The sequence below is a fragment of the Microcoleus harperi Pol14_C6 genome, assembly GCF_036701295.1.
Lineage (GTDB): Bacteria > Cyanobacteriota > Cyanobacteriia > Cyanobacteriales > Microcoleaceae > Microcoleus.
Map to the genome: position 1 here is coordinate 1 of NZ_JAUBQN010000099.1, position 3615 is coordinate 3615.

Annotated in this window: 5 protein-coding genes; 4 read left to right on the forward strand and 1 reads right to left on the reverse strand. The window is 44.1% G+C overall.

Annotated elements, in window-relative coordinates; genetic code table 11:
• On the reverse strand, nucleotides 1-306 hold a 306-nt coding region (locus QUA27_RS27085; RefSeq protein ID WP_333072128.1), incomplete at its 3' end, for a hypothetical protein.
• A gap of 418 nt (nucleotides 307-724) precedes the next feature.
• Here QUA27_RS27085 and QUA27_RS27090 point away from each other — a divergent pair.
• From QUA27_RS27090 to QUA27_RS27105, 4 genes are all read left to right on the forward strand, one after another.
• Entirely contained in the window at nucleotides 725-1465 is a 741-nt protein-coding gene (locus tag QUA27_RS27090; protein WP_333072129.1) for a hypothetical protein, read from the forward strand.
• Nucleotides 1466-1481: 16 nt separating this feature from the next.
• Entirely contained in the window at nucleotides 1482-2132 is a 651-nt protein-coding gene (locus tag QUA27_RS27095; protein ID WP_333072131.1) for a hypothetical protein, read from the forward strand.
• Between the two features lie 135 nt (nucleotides 2133-2267).
• On the forward strand, nucleotides 2268-2438 hold the full coding sequence (locus tag QUA27_RS27100) for a site-specific integrase (RefSeq protein WP_333072133.1): 171 nt from the start codon (nucleotides 2268-2270) through the stop codon (nucleotides 2436-2438).
• 122 nt (nucleotides 2439-2560) lie between these two features.
• Nucleotides 2561-3409, forward strand: coding sequence for an arylamine N-acetyltransferase family protein (locus QUA27_RS27105; RefSeq protein ID WP_333072135.1), 849 nt, complete (start codon nucleotides 2561-2563; stop codon nucleotides 3407-3409).
• Nucleotides 3410-3615: the final 206 nt, after the last annotated feature.

Below are 3615 nucleotides of genomic sequence, written 5' to 3' on the forward strand. Positions count from 1 at the left end.
TGAAGTTTGTTCGCCATATTGAATTGCCTCTACTTTTACCCTATATTTTAGTGTACCTTCATAGTGAATTGGTATAAGCGGTTGAAAATCCTGTTTGCTCTTGCTCTGGTTCAGTAGCTGTTGTCCTTGTGGCGATTCTAGAGAAACTAAAGTTTTGGGAAGTGGTAGTCGCCCAACAGAAGGTGGCGAGAAGGCTTTCCAGGTAAAAACGCTTAAACCTGTGCCGAAGATTACTAGAATACCCCCTCCAGCTTTTATTAGTCGCGATCGCCATCGGTCATTGCCAGCCGTTTGATTTAAGTCCATATCTTAATCTCTCCCAAGAACAGTTGTGTGAAAAAAGTCTCAGTCAGAATTTGTCGTTGAATAATTAAACATTACAATGCCTAAACCTTGGCATCTGGTTAGTAGCTCTGGTAACTATCGGCTTTGCTTGGGACATCATTATAGCAAGTCTTTTTAGGGTTAAACTTTCCTTATAACTAAGGAAAAATGTCAGTGTTATAAAGCGGTCTGAAAAACTTAGATTCTGTAATATAATTTTGAAATCTCTGCTGTCTCACTCTTCTTGCATCATGCCGCCAATGCCAACAGTCACAGTCAAGTCAGGATACAAGCCACAATCTATCGATACCAGCATTGAAGTTGACGTGCTGATGTTTCAGCTATTGCGACAGTTAACGCCCTAACAAAAATACAGCGGACTGGCGCTTTTAATCAAGCGGTGCGAAGGCTGGCAATATCTGGAATAAAGAACCAGTATCCCAATGCTACTGAGGCAATAGTTCGGCAAGAATTTATTAAAAGGTGCTTGGGTGCTGAGTGGATAAAAGTTTTATCAGACAGTAAAGATTGGGGTGAACTCGTGATTGCAGATCCGATCGAATTAGCGCAAAAAATAGCCAGCATCTTGCTATTGCTGAATATTCCTTATGTAGTGGGAGGTTCAGTAGCAAGTTCGCTGTTGGGAGAAAACAGATCTACGCAAGACTTAGACTTAGTGATTGACCTGGAATCGCGAACAGCACAGAGGTTAATTGATGCCATGTCCGGCGAGTTTTACATCAGCGAGTCGGCGGTGACTGAAGCGATTGCCAATTCAAGAACAGCACCCCGCGAATCATCGTTCAATGTCATCTATTTGCCTTCTAGGTCGAAAGCGGATATTTTTGTGATGGGCAGCGATGACCCTTTTTCGACTTCCGTGATGAGCCGTCGCCAGCTTCACCCTGTTAGCGGTTTAACAGAAGAGGGAATTTACATCTATTCGTCCGAAGATATCGTTCTGCAAAAACTCAGTTGGTACCAACTAATTCCTGGCGGTTCCCAAAAGCAGTGGAGGGATGTGTTGGGAGTTTTGAAGGTGCAAGGGGAACGACTCGATCTAGCTTACTTAAACCAGTGGGTTCTTACACTCCCACTAACAGGTTTACTTGACGAGGCGCTGCTTCAATCAGGATATTAAGAGTCGGCAATTTATAATGAAACAAAACAAACAACAGCTTGCTATTGCTAAGAAAATCCAAAAATGGATTCAAGCCACCCAAGAAGTTGAAAAAGCTCGATTTGCCATACCGATAACCAGGCTGACGAGTATCAAAAGTTTGTGCGCTGATGAAGTCGCAGCCGAAAAGTTTGCGTTCTACATTGCTCGACTGGTGCTGCAGCAGATGGATCTGGCGAATTGTCCAGAACATTTCACGGATGAAGAATGGCAGCAGCAAAAACAATTAGTGGGTGAAGCGCTCGCGCTGATGGACAGTTACCGAGAAAACCCTAGTTACGAAAGCCGACAATCTCTGAAAAGCTTATTGAGAGACATTGATGGCTTGCAAGGGGATGACTACCGCAATTTTAGGTGGACAACGGTGCGCTTTGTCTGCAGCGGAGATTTACTAAAGCTAGAGTATGCGCTGCGGTGTTTCGTAGAGCCAGATTTTCCCTATTGGGCTTATAAACTAGCTAGAGAATATGTAGAAGGTTATGGATTGCAGTCGGGTTCGGGTATCGTTGCTGAATCCGTACCCAGGTTGTTAGAAGTCGCAGAATTTTGGTGTCAGTATTATTTCGATCGGAGTTTGAACGAGAAATTTCCCGATGGGGGCGATCGCTGCGTTCGACCCAACCCGTGAGAATTTTCAGCAGATTGAGGGTTTGTTAAGCCTGCAACCCCTAATATTGTCCAACTTGCCATTAAACTAAATATCGCCCGAGTCACCGTCATACAGCGCGATCGCACAAATTTATCTCTTAAGCGTGATTGTGCTTTGCTGCGCCTGCTGTTGGGTAATGCTTTGAGACGAAACGAAGTTAGTCAGTTGAGCGTTCGTGACTGTGAGTCGGCCAGTAAGACATTGCGGATTCTGGGCAAGGGAGACGGCACTCACTCGGAAGTAGTTGACTTGGGAACGGCGACGGTTCGAGCCAGAAGCCGATGATTCGACGTGAAGGAGCGATCGAAATCTATGATTTCTCCGATGCAAAACATAAAGGAACGTTGGATACGTAATGATTAATTATTCCCCATGAAGAAACTCAGCATTGACTCTGATAATAAAATATGCAATTGCAACAACGACTGACTGAGATCGACCTTGATGCCTATTTTCAACGAATTGGCTATAGTGGTGACTGCTCGCCCAGGCTGACAACGTTACAGGCAATTCATCAACGGCATTCCCAAACGATCGCCTTTGAAAACCTCAATTCACTCCTAAAACAACCTGTGAAGCTGGATTTAGCATCCTTGCAACAAAAACTAATCAACGAGGGACGGGGTGGCTATTGTTTTGAGCAAAATTCACTGTTGCGGGCTGTTTTGCTTGCTCTTGGCTTTCAGGTAACGAATCTAGCAGCTCGTGTGCTGTGGAATTTGCCATCCGGGACGATCGCACCTCGCAGCCATATGGTGCTGTGGGTCAATATTGATGGAGAGCCATACATTGCAGATGTGGGATTCGGAGGATTAACGCTTACCGCGCCGCTTGCTTTGACACCGGATATTGAACAACCTACATCTCATGAACCATTTCGATTGATCGCAACCGATCGCAGCTACATTATGCAAGCATATATCAAGCAGGAGTGGAAATCCCTTTACAGATTCGATCTTCAGGAGCAAGAATTACCCGATTATGAGGTGAGTAATTGGTACGTTTCAACTCATCCCAACTCGATTTTTGTTACTAACTTGATGGTGGCAAAACCGGATTCCAATTGTCGTTATGCCTTGTGTAACAATCAGTTTACGGTGCATTATTTGGATGGTCGAACAGAACACCGCGTCCTTTCAACGGTTGCAGAGTTACGCGCTACCCTTGAGAATGTTTTTTGTCTCAACCTGGGAGCGATCGCCGAGATCGAGCGGATGTTACAGCAATTAATTGAGCGATCGCGTGCGGTGACCTAACTATTCTCTCGGTTAACGGTTAATCATAGTTTTTTCTGAAGGGATTGTATTGCTGTAAAAACTCCCGGATAAAATAAACAGAGTTACCGATTACTGCTATTAGGAAGTATATCCTAATAGCTATAAGCTCTATAGCAATCCTAAATCAATTGTAAAATATATGGTTTCACCAATCCTGATTAACTTGGTATTAATTTAGGCTTTTT

What these genes read in the sequence shown, in the direction of transcription:
- QUA27_RS27095 (WP_333072131.1), top strand. Translation starts at nt 1,482, where the DNA reads ATGAAACAAAACAAACAACAGCTTGCTATTGCTAAGAAAATCCAAAAA.
- QUA27_RS27105 (WP_333072135.1), top strand. Translation starts at nt 2,561, where the DNA reads ATGCAATTGCAACAACGACTGACTGAGATCGACCTTGATGCCTATTTT.